Below are 24,718 nucleotides of genomic sequence, written 5' to 3'. Positions count from 1 at the left end.
ACGGTTCTTATTTCTTTATAATAATAGTATATTAAAATTTAAGGAGAATACTATGGCTTATACACTTCCAGAATTACCTTATGCATACGACGCTTTGGAACCTTTCTTTGATGAAGAAACAATGCATTTGCACCATGATAAACATCACCAAACCTATGTAAATAATCTTAATGCAGCGATTGAAAAACACCCAGAATTCTTTGATAAAACTGTTGAAGAATTAGTGGCTTATTTGGACCGTTTGCCAGAAGATATCCGCGTTGCGGTACGTAACAACGGTGGCGGACATTTGAACCACACAATGTTCTGGGAATGGCTTGCTCCAAACGCAGGTGGTGCACCAACAGGTGACATCGCTGCAGCCATCGATGAAGCTTTTGGTTCATTTGACGACTTCAAAGCTGAGTTTAAAGCAGCTGCTACAGGACGTTTTGGTTCAGGTTGGGCTTGGTTAGTTCTCGATTACGGTAAACTTAAAGTTGTTTCTACAGCTAACCAAGATAACCCAATTTCTGATGGACAAATTCCAGTACTTGGTCTTGACGTTTGGGAACATGCTTATTATTTGAAATATCGCAATGTTCGTCCAGATTACATCGAAGCTTTCTTTAGCTTGATTAACTGGGATAAAGTAAACGAACTTTACGCTAAAGCTAAATAACATAAAAAAGAGCACCTTGGAGGTGCTTTTTTTGCTTTTCTGCTTTTTTCAATAAGAATTGGAATTAAAAAGGCGAACCCTGTTTTATAAATGCACTATTCATGCTATAATAGGAGCTATGAAATTTACAGAATTTAACTTTAAGAATTATATCAATGAAACGCTTGAGGCAATCAAGTTCGTTTCGCCAACCCCCGTTCAGGAAAAACTGATTCCTGTCGTATTATCAGGCCGTGATTTGGTAGGGGAATCAAAAACAGGTTCAGGAAAGACACATACTTTCTTGCTCCCTATTTTCCAACAATTGAACACAGAGCTTGATGAAGTCCAAGCCGTAATCACTGCACCATCTCGTGAACTTGCCACACAGATTTATCATGCAGCTCAAGAATTTGTCAAATTTAATGATGCAATCCGCGTGGTCAACTATGTGGGTGGAACAGATAAAGCGCGTCAAATTAAGAAACTTGAGTCTTCACAACCTCATATCGTGATTGGGACACCAGGGCGTATCCAAGATTTACTTAAATCGGGAGCTTTGATTATTCATACGGCATCCATTTTTGTTGTAGATGAAGCGGACATGACTTTGGATATGGGCTTCTTGACAGATGTGGATAAAATTGCAGCCAGCTTTGGTAAAAAAGTACAGATGTTGGTCTTCTCTGCAACTATTCCACAAAAGTTACAGCCTTTCCTTAAAAAATATTTGAATAATCCTGTGATGGAAAAAATTGCGAATAAGACTGTGATTTCAGACACGATTGAAAACTGGCTGATCTCAACTAAAGGCGCATCACATAACCAAATTTTACTGCAACTTTCGAAGGCAACCAATCCTTATATGGCAATGATTTTTGCCAATACAAAGGGACGCGTTGATGATATTCATCATTTCTTAGTCAACAATGGTGTCAAAGCAGCGAAAATTCATGGTGATATCCCACCACGTGAACGGAAACGTATCATGGCAAGCATCAAGAACTTAGATTATCAGTTTGTTGTAGCAACGGATATTGCAGCACGTGGGATTGATATCGAAGGTGTAAGTCATGTTATCAATGATGAACTTCCTCGTGATCTTTCCTTCTTTGTACACCGTGTAGGACGCTCAGGACGTAATGGTTTGTCGGGAACGGCGATTACACTTTACAGTCCTTCTGATGATTCAGCCATTCGTGAAATTGAAAAAATGGGTGTAACATTCCAACCTAAAGCTGTGAAAAATGGTGAGATTGTTGATTCTTATGATCGTGATCGCCGTGAAAAACGTACAGCCAAGACTGGAGAGTTGTCTAACAAAATGCGTGGTCAGTTGGCTAAGAGTAAGAAAAAAGTCAAACCAGGCTATAAACGTGCCTTGAAATGGGCGATTGAAGAAGAAAATACGAAAAAACGTCGTGCAGAGCACAATAAAAATGCACGTAAGCAACGTGAAGCCCGCAAACAAAAATTCTAATGAAAAAATTCTTTCGAGTTTTAGGGTTAATCTTTGCTTTGGGAACGGCCTATGGCCTTTTCTGTTTCTTTTTGATACGGAGTGATGTCGCTCATCAAGGAGATACAGCACAAGATTTTAAGACGATACTAGTTTTAGGCAGTAAGATTGAGCCAGATGGTCAGCCTGCATCTACTACGAAGAGCCGTCTTGATACTGCTTTAACACTTGCTAAGAGCAATCCTCAAGCTAGAGTTATTGTTACAGGTTATCAAAGTTCCGCTTCTCCTGTATCTGAAGCTGAGGGAATGGCCACATACCTCAAAGCACATGGTTTAAACTCTAGCCGAATCATTGAAGAAAAGAAAGCGCGAAATACTGTCGAGAATTTCGCGCTTTCTCAAAAGTATGTGCAAGGGAAAACACTACTTGTGACGAGCGACTTTCATCTTTATCGTAGCCTTTATTTGGCTTCCAAATTAGGCTACAAAAACGTGCAAGGTTATGCAGCGGAAAGTAAGACCTCTGCTTGGCAGACTATGAGCAATTACGCTCGAGAGTGTTTAGCTCTGGGTTACTATTTGATCAAATATACACTATTTTAAGCTAGATAAAGGAGTTTTTATGTTTCAACCTGAACAAATAAGCAAGCTTAATGAGCTCGAAACCTTGGTCCTTGATTTTATCATCAAATCTCCAGATAAGGTTCAAAAAGCAACGATTCGGAGCTTAGCTAGCCAGCTTCATGTTTCTACTACAACAATCGTAAGAATGAGTACAAAGTTGGGCTTTAATGGTTGGGCAGAATTAAAATTCTTTCTAAAAAATCAAAGCAAACCTAAAACGGCGGAAGAGCAGCATTATGACAATATGCTAGAATTTGATATGTTTTTACGCCGTATGAATTCTGAAAGTTATCAAAAGCGACTGACCGAAGCTGCCAAGATGATTGCTAAAGCAGATTATACCGTTTTTATGGGAATTGGGAACTCAGGTTCTTTAGCTGATTATGCGTGTAAATATTTTGTGAATGCAGGTTTACGTGCCTTTGTTATTAATGATCCTTTTCAAGCTATCCAAATCAATGGCACAGGTAATGTCATTGCATTGATTTTATCGGCCTCAGGAGAAACGATTCAAATCATTAATAAGGAGTTGGAATTCAAACAAGAAGGCGCACAAATTATTTCATTGACAAATAATGAAGACAGTACAGTTGGCCGGCTAGCTGACTTGCAACTCTTTTACAATCTCACGCCGGAATGGTCTAAACTTTATCCGCTAGGAAATTTAACGACACAACTTCCTGTTGTTGCAGTTCTTGAAGTTCTGGCTCATAAAACGCTCCATTTTTTAGAGGAATAGTGCTCAATTTGTTCCAAAATGTGAAACATGTTTTAAAAAACTTGCAGTTTTTGCAAGTTTTTTTGTATTTATTGCAAAAATTTAAGCCACAAATCCTTAATTTAAGCCATTTTCTCTTTGTTTCAATACAGGAAAGGTATTTCATATTATCGTTTGAAAGCCTTTTCAGAAAACGCTATAATATTCTTGAGCTCAAAAGAATAAGGAGAAAAAAATGGCAGAAAAGGTTATTGCACTGGCATGTGCAGCAGGTATGTCAACATCATTGCTGGTAACGAAGATGCAACAAGCAGCAAAAGAAGCTGGAAAAGATTATGAAATTTTTGCTAAGTCAGTAGCAGAGATTGATAACATGTTAGCAGGCTCTGGTTCGAACAAACCAGATGTGCTTTTATTAGGTCCTCAAGTTTCTTATATGAAAGCAGAAGTCACTAAGAAAGCGAATGCCGCAGGAGTTCCTTGTGATGTGATTAAGATGCAAGACTATGGCATGATGAATGGCAAAAATGTAGTGGCAGCTGCAGATGCCCTAATGAATTAAAAATAAAATTTTTGGAGTAAAAATATGAATAAATTTATCAACGAGAAATTAATGCCTCCGATGATGAAATTTTTGAACACAAAAGCCGTTACAGCAATTAAAAACGGTATGTTGTATCCAATACCTTTCATTATTATTGGAGCAATCTTCCTCATCTTAGCAAACTTCCCTCAACAAAATGTTGCGGACTGGATTGCACAAATTGGTTGGGCCCCTATTTTTAATCAAGCCTATGCTGCTTCATTTGGTATTATGGCCCTCTTTGCAGCTTTTGGTATTGCTTATTCTTGGGTGAAGAGCGAAGGCTATGAAGGCGCCTCTGCTGGTTTGACTTCTATTATTGTCATGGTTATGCTTCAACCAAGCACTATTTCAACAGTGACTAAAATTGCTGATGGTTCTGCTGTCGTGGGAGAGTATCAAGTAAGTGGTGTTATCGATGCAGCTTGGCTTGGTGGGAAAGGAATGATCCTCGCTATGCTTGCTGGTTTATTGGTCGGTTGGTCTTACTCATGGTTCATGAAAAAAGATATCCGTATCAAACTTCCTGAACAAGTGCCTGCAAATGTATCAGATTCCTTTGGTGCTCTTGTGCCAGCTTTCGTTATTACTTTTGTAGCAATGCTTATCTATGCTCTATCTGTATTGACAACGGATCAAACACCGATTGAATGGATTTATACTTTAATTCAAACACCTCTGCAACATGCTACAGACGGACCACTTGGTGTCTTCTTAATTGCATTCTTACCTGTATTTATCTGGTGGTTTGGGGTGCATGGTGCCACAGTTATTGGCGGTATCATGACTCCATTGCTCCTGGCTAATAATGCCGATAATCTCAAATTGTTCCAAGAGGGTAACTTATCACTTGATCATGGGGCACATATTGTTACGCAAGCCTTTATGGATCAGTTTATTACGGTTACAGGTTCAGGAATGACTTTCGGTTTCGTTATCTTTATGATTTATCGTGCGCGTTCTGTTCAAATGAAAACTATTGGTAAATTAACATTGGCACCCGCCTTCTTCAATATCAACGAGCCTGTACTCTTTGGTATGCCGATTGTTTTAAACCCAATCTTGGCTTTCCCATTCTTGATTGCCCCTCTCGTTTCAGGATTTGGAACTTATGCAGCTATTGCGCTGGGAATTATCCCACCGTTTAATGGTATCTTCGTCCCATGGACAACACCGCCAATCCTTTCAGGTTTGATTGTCGGAGGTTGGCAAGGTGCAGCATGGCAAGCCTTGATGATTTTTGTGACAGGTGCCATATACTGGCCATTTGCTAAAAAATATGATGCGATTCTTGTACAACAAGAAAAAGAAGCATATGAAGCAGAGCAAGCTGAACAAGCATAATAGTGAGATGAGATTAAGCATTGACTTAATCTCTCTTCTATAAATGTAAACTCATCAAGAGCTGGGAGAGTTTACATTTATAGAGGGGAACTGAGCGTTTAAAAAAAGGGGAGGATGTTAAGAACTGAAGTATACGCAAGTTCAAACCTTGTAAAAGATTTAAAGTTAAATCAACAGAATTAGAGGAAAGAGAGAAGAAAAATGACTTTAAGAAAAGATTTCCTATGGGGCGGTGCAGTTGCTGCTCATCAACTTGAAGGCGGCTGGAATGCAGGAGGCAAAGGAGTTTCTGTGGCCGACGTTATGACTGCTGGAGCAAATGGTGTTGAGCGCCGGATTACAGATGGTGTCTTACCTGGTGAAAATTATCCAAACCATGAAGCCATTGACTTCTACCATCGCTATAAAGATGATGTCAGACTTTTTGCAGAGTTAGGTGTGAACTGTTTCCGTACATCCATTGCTTGGACACGTATTTTTCCAAATGGAGATGAAAGTGAGCCAAATGAGGAAGGTCTTCAGTTTTACGATGATTTGTTTGATGAATGTTTGAAAAACGGTATTGAGCCAGTCATCACGCTTTCCCACTTTGAAATGCCTTATCACTTGGTTACCGAGTATGGTGGCTGGCGTAATCGCCGCTTGATTGACTTTTTTGTAAGATTTGCTGAAGTAGTAATGACCCGCTATAAAGATAAAGTTAAATACTGGATGACATTTAACGAGATAAATAATCAAGCAAATTTTGATCTGGATTTTGCACCCTTCACTAACTCTGGTTTGAAGTTCGTGGAAGGCGAGAACCGTGAAAAGATTATGTACCAAGCAGCCCACTATGAATTAGTTGCTTCTGCTAAAGTTGTAGATCTAGGACATAAGATTAACCCTGATTTCCAAATTGGTTGCATGATTGCGATGTGTCCTATTTATCCTGCAACATGCAAACCCGAAGACATGATGGCAGCACAGGTTGCCATGCAACGGCGTTTATGGTTTACCGATGTCCATGCGCGTGGTCACTATCCAAGCTATATGCTCAAATATTTTGAACGTAAAGCCTTTGATTTGGACATTACTTCAGAAGATATTGAAGATTTATCCAAAGGCGAAGTAGATTATATCGGCTTTAGTTATTATATGAGTTTTGCTATTAAAGATCAGGCTGAAAAGATTGATCCAAGTCTTAAGCTAAATTATATGCCAAGTACAGCTGAAAAAATGGAGAATCAAGAGAACCTGGGAGCGCCAACTTTTGATTATATTGAAAACCGAGATTTGGTAAAAAATCAATATGTCGAAGCATCAGAATGGGGTTGGCAAATTGATCCATTAGGTCTGCGTTATAGCATGAATTGGTTCAATGAGCGTTATGAAAAACCACTCTTTATTGTAGAAAATGGTTTTGGTGCTGTGGATAAAGTAGAAGAAGATGGCAGCATTCATGATCCATACCGTGTGGAATATCTAAAAGCACATATTGAAGCAATGAAAGATGCTGTCGAATACGATGGGGTAGACTTAATGGGTTATACACCATGGGGCTTTATTGATCTTGTTTCTGCAGGAACTGGAGAGATGAAAAAACGCTATGGTTTTATCTATGTAGATAAAGACAATGAAGGAAATGGCAGCTTGGAACGCTCGAAGAAAGATTCCTTTGAGTGGTACAGTCAAGTCATAGCCTCAAATGGAGAAAAATTATAATGGAACATACAAAACTAAAAGCTTTCCCCGATAACTTTTTATGGGGCTCGGCCTCGGCAGCTTATCAGGTTGAAGGTGCGCATGACGAAGACGGAAAGGGTCCATCAGTTTGGGATAATTTTGTCCGCATACCAGGAAAAACTTTTAAGGAGACAACAGGAGACATTGCTGTTGATCACTACCATCGCTACAAAGAAGATGTAGCACTTATGGCTGAAATGGGATTAAAATCCTATCGTTTTTCGATTGCTTGGACACGTATTTTTCCTGAAGGTCGGGGCGAAATTAATCAACAAGGCTTACAATTTTATATGGATTTGGTTGATGAATTGATTGCTAATCATATCGAACCTGTAGTTACGCTCTATCATTGGGATTTACCGCAAGCTCTTGAAGAAGAATATCAAGGTTGGGAAAGTCGCCAGATTATTGAGGATTTTGTGCATTATGCGCAAACACTATTTACAGCTTTTAAAGGAAAAGTGAAGTATTGGGTATCCTTGAATGAACAAAACATCTTTACACAACATGGTTGGATATTGGCAACACATCCACCAGGAAAAGTCGATATGAAGCTGTTTTATCAAGTCAATCACCATGCAAATTTGGCTAATGCAGCTGTAATCAATGCTTTTCATGAAATGGATATGCCCGGTCAAATCGGTCCTTCCTTTGCTTATACACCAAACTACGCGATCGATTCCAATCCCCTTAATGTCTTGGCAGCTGAAAACGCAGAGGAAATGTTTGCTCATTTTTGGATGGATGTCTATTGCTATGGCGAATATCCTATTGTGGCTTTGAATTATCTTAAAGAAAATGATCTGATGTTTGAAACCGAAGAGGGTGATTTTGAACTCTTAAAATCAGCCCGACCAGACTTTTTAGGGATTAATTATTATCAAACTGCTGCCAATGCTTGGAATCCGCGCGAAGGTGGAGTCACACTTGGTAAAATGAATACTACCGGAGTTAAGGGCTCAGGAGGCGACCAAGGCATTCCGGGCTTGTACAAACGTGTAACTAATCCTGCTGTTGAACGTACAAACTGGGATTGGGAAATTGATCCAATGGGATTGCGTATCGCCTTACGTCGAATTACCAGTCGCTACCGCATACCTGTGATGATTACAGAAAATGGTCTAGGAGAGTACGACAAGCTTGAGGCAGGGCAAATTCATGATGATTACCGCATTAGATATCTGGAAAGTCATGTTAAAGCTATAAAAGAAGCCTTAACCGATGGTGTTCAAGTGATTGGCTATCATACATGGTCTTACACTGACTTACTCAGTTGGTTGAACGGTTATCAGAAACGCTATGGCTTTGTCTACGTGGATCAGGACGAAAGTATGGAAGGAAGTCTCAAGCGAATACCCAAGGATTCTTACTATTGGTATCAAGCGCTCATTAAAGAGAATGGGGATAGTATCTAAAGTCGTTCTCTGTCAGTATGAAAACACTTGCAAAAAATCAATGAAAGCGGTATACTTAAGACTATAAAAAGAAAAGAAGGAAAAATAATTATGGCTGATAAAATAATCGCTTTAGCTTGCGCAGCAGGCATGTCAACATCACTTTTAGTTTCTAAAATGCAAAAAGCAGCAGCAGATAAAGGATTGGATTACGAAATTTTCGCAAAATCAACAGCAGACATCGATAACATGCTTGCTGCTACCCCTAAACCTGATGTCCTTCTCTTAGGACCTCAAGTAGGCTTCATGAAGGCAGAGGTACAAAAGAAAGCACAAGCTGCTGATGTACCAATGGATGTGATAAAAATGCAAGACTATGGTATGATGCGTGGCGATAAAGTCCTTGAAGCAGCAGAAGTTTTAATGAAGTAAAAGAACTCAAGACGACGAAATAAAAGGGGATGTAATGAACGAAGAAAGAATGGAAATTGTGATGGGAATCATCATGCATGGTGGAAATGCCAAAGGTTTAGCCTTTCAAGCAATCCAACAAGCAAAAGAAGGAGATTTTGAAGCAGCAGAAAAATCACTTCAGGAGTCGAACCAAGAGTTGCTCCAAGCCCATGATGTTCAAACAGATATGCTGACAAAAGAAGCACAAGGTATTCATACAGAAATCGATCTCTATATGGTACATGCGCAAGACCATCTGATGAACGCAATTACCTTCAAAGATTTGGCTACAGAAATTATTAGCCAGGAAAAACGTATTCAAGCTTTAGAAAAAGCGGCAAATTGATATCGATAACACTTTGAGAAAAAAGAAAAGTTCTAAGAGAAATTGCTTAGGGCTTTTTCTTAACCCTTGAGGGGTGAAATTTGAGAAGCTGTAAAAGTTCTTGCTTTTATCCTTAAATTTCGATATAATGATTAATGTTGTGGCGGCATAGCCAAGTGGTAAGGCATGGCTCTGCAAAAGCTTGATCGTCGGTTCAAATCCGTCTGCCGCCTTTCGCAATAGATTGTATAATATAAAAAACTGCTGAATTCAGCAGTTTTTTTTTGTTTTTACCTGAAACAATTTAAAATTAGGGCTTACAATTATAAATGTGATCGGCAATAAAGCAAAACTTGGTCGCCATCTTCAAGCAGAAAAATTAGCTTTATAGAGGTCGGTTTTCCAACCTGGAATAAATGAAAATTCGGTCATATAATTAAATCAGGCTTCAAAATGGCAAGTCTATAAGAGACGGTTGGTTCGATTCCAACTTGAAGTCATTCCTAAAAAATGCAGCTGTATGTTAGGTAGAACAATCGGTAAGTCGACGGGTTTATTAGAATTGTATAAAAAAAAGGAGGAAAATAAACTGGGACAACAAGAAACAGCAAAACAAATCTGGGACTATCTTACGTCACGCGGATGGACAAAACAGTCAGTATCTGCTCTCCTAGGTAATATGCAGAGTGAGAGCGGTATTATTGCCGATCGCTGGGAAAGTGATAGAGTTGGTAATATGAATGGTGGTTATGGGCTTGTTCAATGGACACCAGCGACAAAATATATTGACTGGGCAAAATCAAATGGTTTAGCTTATCAAGATGTTTTCTCTCAATGCAAGCGTATTGAGTGGGAAGTTGCAAACAATCAACAGTTTTATCACCCAAGTATGACTTTTGCACAATTTACTAAGAGTACGGCATCTCCTGAAACATTGGCGGATATTTTTATTCGATATTATGAACGGCCGTTAAATCCAAATCAACCTGCTCGAGGTACACAGGCACGTTATTGGTATAACCTTTTCCAAGGTTCAACTCCAAGTAATCGTAGAAAAGTAGTTGATTGGTTCAATACACATCGTAATCAAATTACCTACTCCATGACAGGCTCTCGTATTGGTACAGATGGAACAGCAGACTGTTCAGGTAGTATTGTTATAGCCCTTAAAGAAGCGACAGGAGTTGCTTATGATTATGTTTATAATACCGTAACCTTAGGTGGTTATCTCTCAAAATGTGGCTATACGAGAATTCTAACAGGAAATATGTCAGGTTCTAATCTGAATCAAATGCAGGATGAAGATATTATTCTACTATCTGCTGGAAATTCAATGGCAGAATCAGGAGGCGCAGGAGGCCATACAGGTGTAATTACTGGAGGTGGCAAAATTATTACCTCGACTTGCTATTATACTAATGGTCAAGCTAATACAGCAATACAAGATTTACCAATTAATAGTACATATTTAAGTAGCAACAGTTTTAAGTACTATGAAGTATGGCGCAAAGCCGGTGAATCAGAAACAGATGAAGGAGAAATTGAAATGTATTTAATCTATACAGTTGACACGAATAATTGGTATGTATCTAATGGGGTACAATGTAGATGGGTTAAGACCGAGCGTGCACTTAAAAATTACAAAGATGAATTTGGTAAACTTAATCTTCGAATAGATAATATGTACAGCACTGAATTATATAAAGAGTTTCCTAAAGATACGATTATTGTTAAATAAAGGAGGTAGGAAATGGCAGACTTATTGGCATTAGCATCAGCGAAGCTTGGTCAAACTGTAGATATGGATGGCATGTACGGTGGTCAATGTATGGACTTGATTGTCTATGTTGTTCAAACTGCATATGGTGTTCATATGGGCGGTAACGCTATTGATACAGGGAGTGCAAGTAATATTGCTGCTTTGCAAAATGCAGGAGTAAAAGTTCAACGTATTACAAATCGTAGCCAACTCCAACGAGGAGATATTGTTGTCTTTTCAGATGGAGGTTACGGTCACGTTGCAATCATCGAAGAGCCTACACACCCAACACTCGTTCAACAAAACATTAACGGGCGACAATACGTAACACGTGACAGTTTTGCGTGGTCAGATTACTATGGCTTGTCGTTTGCATACGGATTACGATTAGGAGATTCTACTCCAAATCCAGATCCACAACCAGAAGAAGGAGAAATTGATATGTTCATTATTAAAACAGTTGCACAAGGAAATTATAAACCATCTTATTTTATTACAGATGGTATTACAGTTCGCCACATCGGTACAGCTCGTATGCGTAAAGCTTACGAAGAAATGGGTGTAAAAACTCATGTCATGTATGAAGATGAAATTGTTCAAGAGTATAAATACTCACTACTTGTATATCAAAATAATAAAGTGAAACCTGTCGGATAATCACTTTAGCTATTAGTAGCTTTCATTTATTCATAACATATTTTTTATTTAAAGCTGTCAGAAATGACGGCGTTTTTTTATTTAAAGGATAAAGCCATTGAAACAGTTTATATTAAGTAAATAACTAGACTTACTGGAGTAGAAATTCTAATAGTTACCATTTTAATACTTACTGTAGCTAAAACATCAATCATACTGGTCATTTAGATTGAAAGGCTTTATCTTAATATTTACAATGGTCTGTGTTTATTTATCCCAAAATAATTAGTTTTATTGTTGACAAAACTAATTAAAAGTTTTATAATCGATTTTGTTAGTTTGGTTAAAATAAAAACTAAGTAATTAAAGGAGATAAAAATGGAAAAAGAAATAAAAGCCAATAAAATAAAAAGTAAGGATTTTTTGAAACTCATTGCCAAGAGTAAACCAAAATACTCCTATTTTGCCATTGGGATGTTGTCAGGGATTGTGGGAGCGGTACTACAGCTCATTGTACCTCAAATGATACAGCCGCTTATTTCAGGATTTGCACAAGGGATTGATTATGGTCTTTTAGGAAATGTAGTTCTGGTTTACATCCTTTCGGCCTTACTTGGTGCAATTGGCGCCTCAGTGCTTGGATTTTTTGGAGAAAATGTAGTAAAAAGATTACGTTTAACAGTGTGGAATAAGATGGTTCACCTACCTGTAAAGTACTTTGATGAAGTCAAAACAGGAGAAATTGGAAGCCGCTTGGTCAACGATACAACACAAGTGAAAGATCTTTTAGCTAATACTGTACCTCAAACCTTAACAAGCCTTTTGCTTCTTGTGGGTTCAATTTTTATGATGTTTCGTATGGATTGGCAGATGACTGTAGCAATGGTGATAGCTGTTCCTATTGCGACATTGATTATTATGCCCTTGGCCACTTTTGGCCGAAAATTTGGAATCCAGCGTCAAGATGCTCTTGCAGGGTTTTCTGGCACAGCCAGTGAAGTGCTTAGCGAAATTCGTTTGGTCAAGTCTTCCAATGCGGAGGTACAAGCGACACATTCAGCTGAAAAAAACATCAATAAGCTTTATAAAATCGGGCTTCGTGAAGCAATTTTTGATGGTTCCATGCAACCAATTATGATGTTGTTAATGATGTCAACAATCTTTGGATTGCTGCTTTATGGAATTCATCGTGTTGCCGTAGGAGCAATGACGATGGCCACTTTGATGAGCTTCTTGATGTATCTTATGAACATGATTGGTTCTGTTCCTACTCTAGCACTTTTCTTTACCGCAAGTTCTAAAGCCTCAGGAGCCACAGCCCGTCTGAATGAAGTTTTAGAAGAAGAACAAGAGCAGTTAAGTCTTGGAGAAAACCTAGATATTGAAGGCCAAGTTTTACGTGCAGAAAATATTAGTTTTTCATATGATGACTCTGAAGAAATATTGAAAAATATTACTTTCGAAGCGAAACCAAATACTATTGTTGCCTTTGCAGGTCCTTCTGGGGGCGGAAAATCAACTATTTTCTCTATTTTGGAACGCTTCTACAAACCAACAGGAGGAAAACTAACAATGGGGAATCATGATATTGAAAACTTAGCCCTCAAAGATTGGCGTAGCCAAATTGGGTTTGTTTCACAAGATTCAGCGATTATGGCAGGAACAATTCGTGACAACTTGACTTATGGTTTAGACGGTACATACAGTGATGCACAATTATGGGAAGTGCTAGACTTAGCCTTTGCACGCGGTTTTGTCGAAAATATGCCCGACCAATTGGACACACAAGTAGGGGAACGTGGAGTGAAGATATCAGGTGGGCAACGTCAGCGTTTAGCTATTGCACGTGCCTTCTTGCGCAATCCGAAAATTCTCATGCTCGATGAAGCCACAGCTAGTCTAGATTCAGAGTCAGAAGCAATGGTTCAAAAAGCTTTGGATAGCCTGATGAAAGGTAGAACAACATTAGTTATTGCTCATCGTTTATCCACAATTGTTGATGCAGATAACATTTACTTTATTGAAAAGGGAGCAATTACAGGAGCAGGTAAACACAGTAATCTTGTAAAATCACACCCACTTTATGCACAGTATGTTCAAGAACAACTGACCGTTGCATCATAAATAAAAAAGCTGCTTGCAAGCAGCTTTTTTATTATAAAGAACTTAGTTCTTAGCACCATATACGGAGTCAGCATCTAAGAGCTTGTCTTGACGGTGCATTTGATAAAATTCTTCTAAACCGGGAGTAACACTTGGAGCAACAGCATCAAAGACTTTAGCTTGCTGGATAGCTTGGGTCGTTGGTGGCTCAGTAAGCTGGGGCAGCTCTGGTAAGAGAGGTTCATGGGACATCGCTGTGCCTGAGTAACTAAATGGCGGCACATTTCTGCCTTGATTCATATATCTGATGGTGTTGTTCAAAAGATAGACACGCATATTGTTTTCTTGTTCAATAGGCGCAGCTGGCACATAATATTTCCCACTCATATCTGGGCTTCCAACCCATACAGCGGTTGAAACACCTGTAGAGGTAGCAGCCATCCAAGCATCAGGAGCACCTTGACTACGGGCCGGTTCTGTAGCAGTATCGGGGAAATTAGAGAGCCCGGACTTAGTGGCGAAAGCATTCGGCCATTGTGGCTGAGCAGCTAAAGGCTCGGAACCATTGGGCTGTGTAACATTTTGCATGAGATTAACAAGCGAGCGAGCTGTTGAAGAACTCATGGCGCGTTGTGATTCAGGCTGAGTAAGTGGCAGTTCTTGACCATTTACCGTGACAGAAGCCACAGCAGTAGGGGTAACGCGAACGCCATCATTACCAATCGCAGAATATGCAGATGCAGACTGTAAAGGAGACAAATTATAGTCAATAGACATGGATTCTTGGTCATATTTGACAGAAGCAATACCAAGTGGCTGCATAATACTGTTTTTTTGCTCATTATTGGTCATGTTAAAGGTTTGCAGGGCTGCAGAGTTCAAAGAGTTACCAAGGGCAAAACCGACAGGAACAGGGCCATAATTATTCCCACCGTAATTCATCAGCGGTGTGCCATCAGCGTAAGTTGTAGCATTACCATTCAAGGTACTGTTTTCATTGATATAGCCATATTCAAGTGCGGGCGCATAATCGAGTAATGGTTTAATCGTTGAACCTGAAGAACGGCCAGAGGAAATTGGCAATTGTGGATTGTCCGAATTTGTATTTAAAGCTAAGATATGACCTGTTTGGGTATCAACCACAGATATTGCAGTTAAAGTACCTTCTGGCAGATTATTACGTGGAATATTTGAGACATCAGGTGCGGTATGATTTGCAACGCTCTCTAGATAATCCAAGTGTGCTTTCGTAGCATATGTTTTGACAACAACCTTAGCGTTTCTTGGTAAAGCAATCTGGCCAAGCTCTTTTTGTACTTGTGCAATATAGGCTTGATAAGCATGGGGGATGCCTTGTGTATAACTTGGCTTAAGTGCGAGTTCTTTTTTCACAGCTTCAGCGCTGTCTTTGTATTCTTGGTCAGAGATAATTTTGTTGGACTTCATCACCGAAAGAACAGTCAAGGCGCGTTGCTTCCCTGCGCCTTCAAAATCTTGAACATAGGTTGAAGGTGCTTGACCCAGCCCCGCTAAATAAGCAATTTGAGCAATATAGAGTGGTGTTTTCTCTGAGGTAATCATCGGTGTAGAGAAAAGGTTGTTCCAAGCAGCACCAGGGCCAATGGTTTCAGGTGTCAAACGCAAGGTGTCGAGATAACTGGTGAGAATTTCTTCGCGAGAATAGCGTTCAGCAAGGCTATGCGCATCAATCAATTCGACGATTTTTCGGGACAATGATTTATCGGCAGTAAAACCACCATGCGCAAGATTTTTTGCTAATTGTTGATCAAGGGTTGAGCCACCACGTGCACCGTTTGCGAGATGTAATTTCGTAAGTACTTCTGATAAGACGGCATTAGTTACCCCTTTGATAGAATAACCTTTAGTTTTACGGGAATAGAAGTCACTATCCTCAACTGCGACTAAAGCTTTTGTGTATAGTTCAGGAATATTTTTATCTTTGCCTGAGAGCTGTGCTGGAATGTACTTATAGATATTTGAGGAATCCTGAAGTGCTTCCCCATTAATATCCGTAATAGTAAAGGATTGGGAGATGGCTTGTGGGGAAGGCTTAAGCTCGATCGTATGTGCCTGGTGTGATTCTTTATCCAGGAGATAGACAGCACCAACAGCACCAACAGCGCCTACAAACAAGAAGAGTAGAAAAAGAACGGCAAGGGTGCGGAGAATTATTTTTTTAGCCATTATTCATCTCCTTTCTTTTTATCTTTAGTGTCCTCTTTTTTGGAGGCTTCTGTTTTTTCTTTGTCTTTTTTGGCAGAATCAGAAGAAGCTTTCTTTTCTTCAACTTTTTTCTGTGTTTGAACCGTAATTGTTTGACCTTTTAGAATACGAGTATACTGAGAAGAATCAGGTTTTTGTTGAGTTACAATCGCTGTATCTTTGTCCTCATAGTTTGGCTCCACTTCAATTTTATAATCGATGCCTGCTTGTTTTCTTATGGCCGCAAGTGTTTGACCTTTGAGATTAGGCATTTCTATGCTTGAACTTTTTAACTGTTCTGATTTTTCGACTTTTTGTTGGAAATCTGTTAATTCTTTGATACGAGCTTCTACGGTTTCCTTCTGGCTGAGATAAGCATTTACCTTGTTAAATACAGGGAGAAAGTCTGCCATGAGTGAATTATTGGTAGAAATTTTATCAAATTGAAGTTGTGTGATAGCTGTGTAATTATTGGTATAGTTTACAAACTGTGTAAAGTTACTAAGGAGAGAGTTTGCATCATTGAGGGCTTGAACCGAAGCAGAAATCGTCGATTTAGAAACAGCATTATTATCTTCAATATAAGATTGAATGCTCTTCTCAGTCTGTTGTGCCAATTGGTTTGCATCTTGAATAAACTGAGGCAACTGCTCAGCTTTTAAAGTTTTTGTTTCTGCTTGGAGCTGATCAATGGAACGATTAAGGCGGGCATTCTCATAAGTTTGAGCAAGTTGCGTCATTTGCTCATCACTTGCGCCCAGCGCTTGTTGTAATTCGTCCTGATTTTGTGAAAACTGTTGTTCGGGAAGTTCGCCATTGACAATACTGTTGACGCGTTTTTCGTTCTCCTCTAACTTTTCCGCGAGTTCACTGGAAGCATTACTTAGGTAAACGTCAAGCGCATTATTTTTTAATTTTTTAATATAGTCGTTATCCTCAGGTAGGATATTCGTTGTTTCGACAATCTCTTTTTGGGACATTGACTGGAAAACAGGATAATCACGAAAAAGTATCTGTCGACCAATAATACCAGCTGTTATGATGATGATACCGAGCAAGACCGCCAGTATCATCACAATTTTATTAAAAATCTCTTTCTTCATTAAAAACCTCATAAAAATTAAGCTTAACATAAGCTATTGAACTTCTCCATTATAACAACTTTCTTACTCCGAGGAAACCGAAAAATATGATAAAATTATTAGTATGAATATCGAGTCAAAGATCAAAGATTTAACGGAGTTATTAAATAAGTACGCTCACGAATACTATACCTTGGATATGCCCTCGGTTGAAGATGCGGAGTATGATCGCCTTTATCGTGAGTTAGAAACTCTAGAACACGATAACCCACATTTGATACGCGCTGATTCACCGACCCATCGTACGGGCGATGTTGTGCTATCAGGATTTGAAAAATATACTCATGAATACAATCTCTACAGCCTAGCAGATGCTTTTTCACGTGAAGAGCTGGAAGACTTTGATGAACGTGTACGTAAAGTCATTCCAAAGCCTGAATACATTTGTGAGTTAAAAATTGATGGTCTCTCACTTTCTCTTAAATATACAGCAGGTAAACTTGTCGTAGCTGCGACACGTGGAGATGGCAGTGTAGGGGAAAACATTACAGAAAATGTTAAACGCATCAAAGACGTCCCACTGGTATTAAAAGAACCTATTGACATTGTGGTGCGAGGTGAAGCTTATTTGCCACGCAAAAATTTCGTCAAACTCAATAAGGAACGCGAACTTGAAGGTAAACCTTCCTTTGCCAACCCGCGTAATGCAGCAGCCGGAACTTTACGACAGTTAGATACGAAAGAGGTGACCAAGCGTGGCTTGGCAACCTTCCTTTATCAAGAAGCGAGTCCTGCGACAAATGACACTCAAGAAGAAGTTTTGGAGTACTTAGAAAAGCTTGGACTTGTCGTCAACAAAGAACGTGTTTTTGCGCGAAATATTGATGAAGTCTGGGCCTTCATTGAGCGCGTGGCTTCTCTTCGGGATGACTTAGACTATGATATTGATGGTGTTGTCATCAAAGTTAATAATCTAGCTGAACAAGAAGAGTTAGGCTTTACAGTCAAGGCTCCACGGTGGGCCATCGCTTATAAATTTCCAGCTGAGCTGGCAGAAACGGAAATCCTGTCTGTGGATTGGACAGTAGGGCGTACAGGGGTCGTTACACCAACAGCGAATATGGTTCCTGTGACCTTAGCGCAGACGACAGTATCACGCGCCACACTGCATAATGTTGACTACATTAAGGAGAAGGATATCCGTCTTAAAGACAAAGTCATGATCTATAAGGCAGGGGATATCATTCCAGCAGTTCAACGTGTTTTGTTTGAGAAACGTCCAGCGGATTCTGTAGAAATGGCAATCCCTCAATATTGTCCGGAATGTTCATCTGAACTTTTGCATTTCGAAGATGAAGTAGCCTTACGCTGTATCAATCCGCTTTGTCCAGCACAAAATCGTGAAAAACTTATTCACTTTGCCAGTCGTGGTGCAATGAATATTTCTGGTTTGGGGCAATCGATAGTTACGCAACTTTTCAAAAATAACTTAATCAAAGATGTGGCAGATATCTATAAGTTGCAGCTTGACGAATTAGTGGCACTGGATAAAATTCAAGAAAAGTCAGCAACCAAGTTATTAAATGCCATTGAAGCCTCAAAAGAAAACTCCGCAGAAAAGCTCCTTTTTGGCTTGGGTATTCGCCATGTAGGATCGAAAGCTGCCAAATTATTAATGGAGCGTTTTGGTAATCTTCGTACCTTGTCGCAAGCAAGCTTAGAAGAAATTGCTGAAATTCCAAGCTTAGGTTCAGTTATTGCCAAAGCTGTAACCAGCTACTTTGCCACAGAAGGTGCGCAAGTCTTGCTTCAAGAATTGGCAGAAGCGGGAGTCAACTTCGACTATCTTGGTCTTAAGCCCAAGACAGACAGTGTGTTGTCAGGGAAAACCGTTGTTTTAACAGGGAAATTAACAGCTATGACACGAACAGAGGCAAAAGAAAAATTAGAAGCTTTAGGTGCAAATGTCTCAGGTTCAGTTTCTAAAAAGACAGATTTAGTTATAGCTGGAGCAGATGCTGGGTCAAAACTGGCTAAAGCACAGGATTTGGGCATTGAAGTTTGGTCAGAAGAGGAGTTGCTGAAATTATGAAAGCAAGATTGATTTACAACCCAAGTAGTGGGCAAGAAATCATTAAAAAAAATGTCGCGGATATTTTGGATAAGTTAGAAAGTTTCGGCTATGAAGCCTCTGCTTTTCAGACAACACCAGAACCACAGTCTGCCCAAAAAGAAGCTGCACGTGCTACTGAAGCAGGTTTTGACCTGATTGTAGCAGCTGGCGGTGATGGCACTATCAACGAAATAGTAAGTGGAATGTCTCCATTTGATAAAAGGCCGAAGTTAGCCATTATCCCCACAGGGACAACTAATGATTTTGCGCGTGCACTTAAAATCCCACGCAATAAGCCCTTAGCAGCTGTTGAAATGATTGGTAAAAATCAGACCTTGAATATTGATGTGGGTCAAGTGAATGATGCTGAGTATTTTATCAATATTGCTGCTGGCGGAAGTTTAACAGAGCTGACTTATAGTGTACCAAGCCGTTTGAAAACAGCTTTTGGCTACTTGGCTTATCTTGCCAAAGGTGTTGATTTACTGCCCCAAATTCGTAAACGCAAAGTCAAGGTTACGCATGATGATGGCGTGTTTGAAGGTGAGATTTCCATGTTTTTTGCGGCCTTAACCAACTCTGTTGGAGGATTTGAAAAAATCGCACCAGATGCCAAACTAGATGACGGTCTGTTTACTCTTATCTTGGTGAAGACAGATAATTTATTCGAGTTACTGGCTTTGATTTCCATGGTGATTAAAGGCAGTCACGTGGATGATGTCAATATTGAATACCTAAAATCAAGCCAAATCAAAGTCGAGCCCCTCACAGATAAAAAAATGATGATTAATGTGGATGGCGAGTATGGAGGCGATGCACCAGTAACTTTCAGAAATCTCCATGGGCACATCGAAATTTTTGTCAACCTTGATGAAATCAATAATGACCATTATTTGGGAGATGAGGAAGAAGAAGATCTCGAAGCCGTTGCTCAGAAATTTGCTGAGGAAGCGGAACAACTCAAAGAAGAAGTAAAATAAATGCTAGAACATCTCTAAAGTTCTAAAATCATAAAAATACCTCTATTGGATAACAGCCAATAGAGGTATTTTTATAATGTGGATATTACTTTGAAATGAATAAGAAAAATATTACAATGGAGTTAAATAAATGTAAAATAAATTACTTGAAGTTAACAAAAAAACTTGAAGAAGGAGCGCTTATGTTTTATAATCCTTTAGCAGAGCAGAGCAGAGCAGAGCAGAGCAGAGCAGAGCAGTATCTTCTGTGCTCTAAGTTTCCCATGTCTTAAGGGGGTGAGCCACAGATGAGCCCAGAAAAGAAACGCAAACTGCGCAATATCGCACTTTTAGCACTCTTAGGCTTAATCGGAGGTACCTTTGCCTTCACAGCCTTTAACCAACAAGCCATCAATGACCGTGAAGTCGAAAACCGTGCTGTTGTTGGCGGACGTGTACACGATTACTTCGATGGCGATGAAAATAAAGATGTCTTTGTCGAAAACTTTGGCCGAAAACCTATCCTTGTCAGACTTCAACTTTCTGAGTTCATGGAGATTCAAGAACGCGGAAGTAACGATTGGGATCAAGTGACACCGGGAGAGCGTGGAGACTTGAGTACATGGACAACTTATATCCCAGAGGTAGGCAATGTTTCACAGCGTAGAAATCTAGGCAATAACCTCTCAGCTACCTTTAATGCCTACTCCAACTTGACCTTTGGCTATGAACATGGTAACGTCAGTCCACCTTGGTACTTGCCAACCTTTAATACCCAATACGATAGTGATATCGCTGCAGCCGCAGGACATGCCCGTGACCTGAGCTTTGGCTTAGAAAATTCTAGAGCGACACATGCCGGAACTGGTGAGGCTAATTTCTGGTCTCAAGGCCAACGCTATACCAACAATGGTCAATGGCCGGGTCAGACCATTGAACGCACCACAGCGCAAAACCTCTATCAAGACCAAGCACCAATAACTCTCTACCAGTGGAACCAACGTTGGGAAGCTTATCAGAATGGGTTGTCTGATGGTCAAGATTTGATTGGCAATTTCTGGGTTATGGATGAAGCGGACGGCTGGGCTTACTATGCCATTGCCCTCCAAGAAGGCGAAGCTACCTCTTATCTTTTGGATGCTTCCCACATGACAGAAGCAGCTGATAATATCCAAGGGTCGTATTATTATGGGGTTCATGTCAAGAGTGAGTTGATTGATGCATCTGGAAATTTGCACGACAGTGAGGGAGGAGATCCTAGACCTAGAGATTTGGAGCAAAGTCATGATATTTCACGTTTTTCGAATGAACCACGACATGATGGGTTTGATGGAGCATTAGGAGACTTCCTTGAACTGGTCAGAATGACCACATTTGATAATATGAATACAGACTTGCCTGACTTTATGGTTGGTGTGTTCCTCGATAGAGGAGTTCGGAGCGGTCAGCGCTTCACAACAGCTGGAGAACAATTCATGTATCTTAGAAACATTGGAGAGATAGTAGGAGAAAATCAAGCCATTCATGCTCACATGATTATCCGTACGCGCACAATCAAAGGTGTTTCCTGGAATGACCAACCTACAGCATTAACAAATTGGTATGCGGGACTCAATGATGACTTTAAAGAGCGCGTTCGACCAGTCGCTATACCCGCACGAGATGCTGTACCGGGTGTGAGTGAAGAGGAACTTGACTGGGGCGATGATGAAGGTTGGATTCCTACTAACCTAGAGAGTGATTGGCCAGCCGTAGCCAATGATCTGACTCGTCCGAGTGCACAGGGTACACCACAAGCCTTTGCCTTGTCTATGGCGGATGTGATTTACTTTTCAGGAGAGGGTATAGGAGTTGGCGAGTTTCGCATTCCCATGCCTTTCACAACTTTCCAAAGCCGTATGGCTGGTGATAACGAATGGTGGCTTACACGGACACCTGCAGCGGGAGGACAAGCTTGGGGTATAGATAATGATATGCGTGGTACACCAGGTGCCTTTATGGTCGGTCCACGACACCAAGGAGGGGTGAATGGGGGTGTACGTCCAGCTCTTATCGTTAGCGGACGTACTATGGAAGGACCAAGGTAGAACAATCGTTTGAGTGAGATGTGAGTACTGTGAATAACGCCACTGTTTATTAGGAAATATAGGAAATAAAAATTAAAACTGTACATCATGTACAGTTTTTTTGTGCATCTTAGATATTGTCTAAAGGAAGCGTTTGCATTAGAATAAAGATAGCTTAAATACAGCAAGATAAAGGAGAAGCAATGACAACACTTAAATTAGACAAGGTTTATAAAAAATATCCGAATGCCACACAATACTCGGTGGAAGATTTTAATTTAGATGTCAAAGATAAAGAATTTATCGTCTTTGTTGGACCATCAGGTTGTGGGAAATCAACAACTTTGCGCATGATTGCAGGTCTAGAAGATATTACAGAAGGCGAATTTACTATCGATGGTAAACTGATGAATGACGTTGCACCTAAAGATCGTGATATAGCCATGGTTTTCCAAAACTATGCCCTATATCCTCATATGACGGTTTTTGACAATATGGCTTTTGGACTTAAACTGCGTAAGCATAAAAAAGATGATATCAAGCAACGTGTAGAAAATGCAGCGAAGATTCTTGGACTGACTGATCTACTTGATCGTAAACCTGCCGATATGTCTGGTGGACAACGTCAACGTGTAGCTATGGGACGTGCCATTGTTCGTGATGCTAAAGTTTTCCTTATGGATGAGCCTTTGTCAAACTTGGATGCTAAGCTTCGTGTTTCTATGCGTACAGAAATCGCTAAAATTCACCGTCGCATTGGAGCTACAACCATTTATGTCACTCACGACCAAACTGAAGCGATGACCCTCGCAGATCGTATTGTCATTATGAGTTCAACACCGAACGCGGACAAATCAGGTACTGTTGGACGCATTGAGCAGATCGGCACACCTCAAGAACTTTATAATGAACCAGCGACAAAATTCGTTGCGGGCTTCATCGGGAGCCCAGCGATGAACTTCTTAAATCTCAAAATTGAAGGCAACAAACTCATCGGTGAAGGCATCAGCTTAACACTTCCAGAAGGCCAACACAAGCTTCTTAAAGAAAAAGGTTATTCTTCAAAAGAAGTCATCATGGGGATACGTCCAGAAGATATCTCAGCCTCAATTCTTGCAGAAGAAGCTTATCCTGAAGCACAAATTGAAGCTGAAGTCACTGTCTCAGAACTTTTGGGAGCTGAAACGATGCTCTATCTGAAGGCAGGAGATGCAGAACTCGTGTCACGTGTAGAAGCAAGAGACTTCCGTCAGCCTGGCGAAAAAATCACTGTCACACTTAATCTTAATAAAGCACATTTCTTTGATAAAAATACCGAAGTACGTATTAAGGAAGGTTAAATCAAATTTATTTACAAGAAGTAAAAGCTTAGAATGCCTAGAGATAGGCATTTTTCTTGTCAAATAAAAAAACGTTTTAGTTCTTGATAGTACGTATGAAAAATGCTATGATGAAAACAGTTTGTACGAGGAGAAAGATGAAAAAAATAACTATTAAAGATGTGGCAAAAGCTGCAGGTGTGTCCATTAGTGCTGTTTCTCGTGTCTTTAATGGCTACGAAGATATTAGTGAAGAAACTCAGAAAAAAGTTTTTGCTGCGGCTGAGAAACTAGAGTACACCCCTAATAGTGCAGCGCGACACTTATCCACCAAAAAAAAGAAAATCATTGCCCTCGTTTTGAATGAAATAAATGTAACACGGGGTGTTGCGATGCCTCTCGAAATATTAGGTGGAGTCATTGATAGTGTTGACCAAACCGATTATGAATTTATGTTTATTCCAACAGACCGTAAAAAGCAGGAAAAAAAGTCGCTCTTGCAGCTGGCTCGAGAATATGATCTTTCAGGAATCATCATCCAAGGCTTACGGACATCAGATCCTTATTATGAAGAATTGTCGGGCTTGCCCTTGCCAATCGTAGGAATCGATCTGGCCCTGGATGATTTGAATATCGGATCGGTAGCTGTCGATAACTATGGGGCTTCGATTGAAGTGACAGAGCGCTTAATTCATGCGGGCTATAAGAAGATTCTTTTTGTAAATGGCTCTAAAGAAGCCGTCGTTTCGCAAACACGTGAAGCCGGATATCGAAAAGGCTTAGGGCAATGTGAGCCACATGTTCTTTATGCTGATTATCAAGAACAAAAAGCATTTGATTTAATTCGGGAATATCCTGATGTGGCACAATTTGACGCTATTTATGCAGCCAGTGATTTGATGGCAATCGGGATTATTAAAGCATTAATTCAACGCCAGATGATAAATGAGATTGCTGTTGTGGGTTTTGATGACATCACTTTGGCCTCATACATTACCCCAACTTTAAGTACGGTAAGACAGAATATTAGTGAAATTACAAAAAATGCCGTTTCGGATGTGATTGAGCAGATAGAAGAAGGACGTGTACGAAAACGACTGATTCCATATGAAATTATTGTGAGAGAAAGTGCACGATTTTAGTGAGTGCACTTTTTTTGTGATATAAAATAAAAGTAAAAAAAACATCAGA

General features: G+C 39.9%; 21 protein-coding genes and 1 tRNA gene. 20 read left to right on the top strand and 2 right to left on the bottom strand.

Annotated elements, in window-relative coordinates:
- The first annotated feature begins 52 nt into the window (after positions 1-52).
- From BZZ03_RS05365 to BZZ03_RS05300, 14 genes are all read left to right on the top strand, one after another.
- Positions 53-661, top strand: coding sequence for a superoxide dismutase (locus tag BZZ03_RS05365; RefSeq protein ID WP_017369434.1), 609 nt, complete (start codon positions 53-55; stop codon positions 659-661).
- Between the two features lie 118 nt (positions 662-779).
- Complete coding sequence (locus BZZ03_RS05360; RefSeq protein ID WP_019291337.1) at positions 780-2,120, top strand: DEAD/DEAH box helicase; 1,341 nt, start codon at positions 780-782, stop codon at positions 2,118-2,120.
- The gene (locus BZZ03_RS05355) at positions 2,120-2,704 is read left to right on the top strand and encodes a YdcF family protein (protein WP_086582726.1); all 585 of its coding nucleotides are present in this window, start codon (positions 2,120-2,122) and stop codon (positions 2,702-2,704) included. Before BZZ03_RS05360 ends, BZZ03_RS05355 begins: the two co-directional genes overlap by 1 nt.
- A 19-nt stretch (positions 2,705-2,723) precedes the next feature.
- Positions 2,724-3,464 (top strand): MurR/RpiR family transcriptional regulator, encoded by a 741-nt coding sequence (locus BZZ03_RS05350; protein WP_019291335.1) that lies wholly within the window; start codon positions 2,724-2,726, stop codon positions 3,462-3,464.
- A 214-nt stretch (positions 3,465-3,678) separates the two neighbouring features.
- Positions 3,679-4,005, top strand: coding sequence for a PTS sugar transporter subunit IIB (locus tag BZZ03_RS05345; protein WP_019291334.1), 327 nt, complete (start codon positions 3,679-3,681; stop codon positions 4,003-4,005).
- A 24-nt stretch (positions 4,006-4,029) separates the two neighbouring features.
- Entirely contained in the window at positions 4,030-5,370 is a 1,341-nt protein-coding gene (locus BZZ03_RS05340) for a PTS sugar transporter subunit IIC (protein WP_019291333.1), read from the top strand.
- Between the two features lie 201 nt (positions 5,371-5,571).
- Complete coding sequence (locus BZZ03_RS05335) at positions 5,572-7,074, top strand: 6-phospho-beta-glucosidase (protein ID WP_061413738.1); 1,503 nt, start codon at positions 5,572-5,574, stop codon at positions 7,072-7,074.
- On the top strand, positions 7,074-8,510 hold the full coding sequence (locus tag BZZ03_RS05330) for a glycoside hydrolase family 1 protein (RefSeq protein ID WP_086582725.1): 1,437 nt from the start codon (positions 7,074-7,076) through the stop codon (positions 8,508-8,510). The genes BZZ03_RS05335 and BZZ03_RS05330 overlap by 1 nt, the downstream gene beginning before the upstream one ends.
- A gap of 90 nt (positions 8,511-8,600) precedes the next feature.
- Positions 8,601-8,921, top strand: coding sequence for a PTS sugar transporter subunit IIB (locus tag BZZ03_RS05325; RefSeq protein ID WP_086582724.1), 321 nt, complete (start codon positions 8,601-8,603; stop codon positions 8,919-8,921).
- Between the two features lie 34 nt (positions 8,922-8,955).
- Positions 8,956-9,288, top strand: a complete 333-nt coding sequence (locus BZZ03_RS05320; protein WP_019293871.1) for a PTS lactose/cellobiose transporter subunit IIA — start codon at positions 8,956-8,958, stop codon at positions 9,286-9,288.
- Between the two features lie 141 nt (positions 9,289-9,429).
- Positions 9,430-9,500: transfer RNA gene (locus BZZ03_RS05315), tRNA-Cys, on the top strand.
- A 287-nt stretch (positions 9,501-9,787) separates the two neighbouring features.
- Positions 9,788-11,005, top strand: coding sequence for a phage tail tip lysozyme (locus tag BZZ03_RS05310; protein ID WP_086582723.1), 1,218 nt, complete (start codon positions 9,788-9,790; stop codon positions 11,003-11,005).
- Positions 11,006-11,017: 12 nt separating this feature from the next.
- Positions 11,018-11,683 (top strand): CHAP domain-containing protein, encoded by a 666-nt coding sequence (locus BZZ03_RS05305; protein WP_233128959.1) that lies wholly within the window; start codon positions 11,018-11,020, stop codon positions 11,681-11,683.
- Positions 11,684-12,040: 357 nt separating this feature from the next.
- Entirely contained in the window at positions 12,041-13,786 is a 1,746-nt protein-coding gene (locus tag BZZ03_RS05300; protein WP_086582722.1) for an ABC transporter ATP-binding protein, read from the top strand.
- 42 nt (positions 13,787-13,828) lie between these two features.
- On the opposite strand, the gene BZZ03_RS05295 is transcribed toward BZZ03_RS05300, so the two are convergent.
- Together BZZ03_RS05295 and BZZ03_RS05290 are read right to left on the bottom strand one after the other, a co-directional pair.
- On the bottom strand, positions 13,829-15,970 hold the full coding sequence (locus BZZ03_RS05295; protein ID WP_086582721.1) for a transglycosylase domain-containing protein: 2,142 nt from the start codon (positions 15,968-15,970) through the stop codon (positions 13,829-13,831).
- Complete coding sequence (locus tag BZZ03_RS05290) at positions 15,970-17,091, bottom strand: PASTA domain-containing protein (RefSeq protein WP_086582720.1); 1,122 nt, start codon at positions 17,089-17,091, stop codon at positions 15,970-15,972. The genes BZZ03_RS05295 and BZZ03_RS05290 overlap by 1 nt, the downstream gene beginning before the upstream one ends.
- 103 nt (positions 17,092-17,194) lie before the next feature.
- Between BZZ03_RS05290 and ligA the strand changes: the two genes are divergently transcribed.
- The 6 genes from ligA to BZZ03_RS05265 all read left to right on the top strand — a co-directional run bounded on the left by ligA (position 17,195) and on the right by BZZ03_RS05265 (position 24,669).
- Complete coding sequence (gene ligA / locus BZZ03_RS05285; RefSeq protein WP_086582719.1) at positions 17,195-19,162, top strand: NAD-dependent DNA ligase LigA; 1,968 nt, start codon at positions 17,195-17,197, stop codon at positions 19,160-19,162.
- A complete protein-coding gene (locus tag BZZ03_RS05280; RefSeq protein ID WP_019292903.1) occupies positions 19,159-20,163 on the top strand; it encodes a diacylglycerol kinase in 1,005 nt (334 codons plus the stop codon). Before ligA ends, BZZ03_RS05280 begins: the two co-directional genes overlap by 4 nt.
- Before the next feature lie 95 nt (positions 20,164-20,258).
- Positions 20,259-20,435, top strand: a complete 177-nt coding sequence (locus BZZ03_RS11985; RefSeq protein ID WP_158092868.1) for a hypothetical protein — start codon at positions 20,259-20,261, stop codon at positions 20,433-20,435.
- 15 nt (positions 20,436-20,450) lie between these two features.
- Positions 20,451-22,229 (top strand): hypothetical protein, encoded by a 1,779-nt coding sequence (locus BZZ03_RS05275; RefSeq protein WP_086582718.1) that lies wholly within the window; start codon positions 20,451-20,453, stop codon positions 22,227-22,229.
- Between the two features lie 182 nt (positions 22,230-22,411).
- Positions 22,412-23,548 carry an ABC transporter ATP-binding protein gene (locus tag BZZ03_RS05270; protein WP_086582717.1) on the top strand — a complete coding sequence of 379 codons (1,137 nt, stop codon included), beginning with the start codon at positions 22,412-22,414 and terminating at the stop codon, positions 23,546-23,548.
- A 137-nt stretch (positions 23,549-23,685) separates the two neighbouring features.
- Positions 23,686-24,669 carry a LacI family DNA-binding transcriptional regulator gene (locus tag BZZ03_RS05265; RefSeq protein WP_061413721.1) on the top strand — a complete coding sequence of 328 codons (984 nt, stop codon included), beginning with the start codon at positions 23,686-23,688 and terminating at the stop codon, positions 24,667-24,669.
- The last annotated feature ends 49 nt before the right edge of the window (positions 24,670-24,718 follow it).

Origin of the sequence: Lactococcus petauri, assembly GCF_002154895.1 — a bacterium.
GTDB classification, from domain to species: Bacteria; Bacillota; Bacilli; order Lactobacillales; family Streptococcaceae; genus Lactococcus; species Lactococcus petauri.
Note: the sequence above shows the minus strand (reverse complement) of the source record. Positions and strands in the feature narration are given on the sequence as shown.